Source organism: Mycobacterium sp. E2497, assembly GCF_001668695.1.
Taxonomy (GTDB): Bacteria; Actinomycetota; Actinomycetes; order Mycobacteriales; family Mycobacteriaceae; genus Mycobacterium.
Window position 1 is genome coordinate 1 of record NZ_LZKD01000284.1, and the last position, 687, is coordinate 687.

The window sequence follows — 687 nt, forward strand, 5'->3', positions numbered from 1 at the left end:
CTTGTTCGGAAAGTAGTTGTAGAGGCTGGCGCTGGTGACGTTCGCGGCCCGGGCGATCTCACGGATGGTGGCGCCCGCGTACCCGAATTCGGCCACGCAGCGCATGGTGGCAACGACGATCCGCTGCCGCGTCTCCTCGCCGCTGGCGCCGACCGGACGTCCCCGTTGCGCCCGCGTCACCGTGCTGTCCTCACTCGCGCGTCCCGTCCGCCGGCTCCCGGTCCCCGACACGGTCGAATATAATCGAGTGATCGATTAGTTTCGGCTTCGCCGCGGAGGTGCGTAGTGCGTGATGGACGGAGCTGCGGCGGGCTTCCCGCCGCATGAGCGTCACGCCGCCGCAATTGGGTCGGCCGGTGGGTGCCGACGGTGAGCAGACCCGGGCCCGCATCATCACCGCCGCGATGCGATGTGTGGCCGAGAATGGCTATTCGCGCACCACGATTCGCGAGATCGCCCGGGCGGCCGACGTCACCAGCGGCAGCCTGTACCACTACTTCCCGAACAAGGCGGAGCTGATCAACGCCGCGATAGCGGCGCGGACCGACGTCGCGTTGCCGCGGCTGCGCGCGGCCGCCGCGCGCCCGGGGACCGCCGTCGACCGGATCGAGGCGGTGCTCGACGAATCGGGCCGGCTCATGCGCGAGTATCCCGATCTGGCCGCGTTCGAGTGGGTGATCCGCGCCG

Annotated in this window: 2 protein-coding genes; one reads left to right on the forward strand and one right to left on the reverse strand. The window is 69.9% G+C overall.

What is annotated here, in order from left to right; all coding sequences use genetic code 11:
* A partial coding sequence (locus A5713_RS26030) for a TetR/AcrR family transcriptional regulator (protein WP_156752040.1) occupies positions 1–180 on the reverse strand: 180 nt, incomplete at its 3' end.
* 143 nt (positions 181–323) lie between these two features.
* On the opposite strand from A5713_RS26030, the gene A5713_RS26035 reads away from it, so the two are divergent.
* Positions 324–687, forward strand: a 364-nt coding sequence (locus A5713_RS26035) for a TetR/AcrR family transcriptional regulator (RefSeq protein WP_156752041.1), incomplete at its 3' end; no start/stop codon positions are given.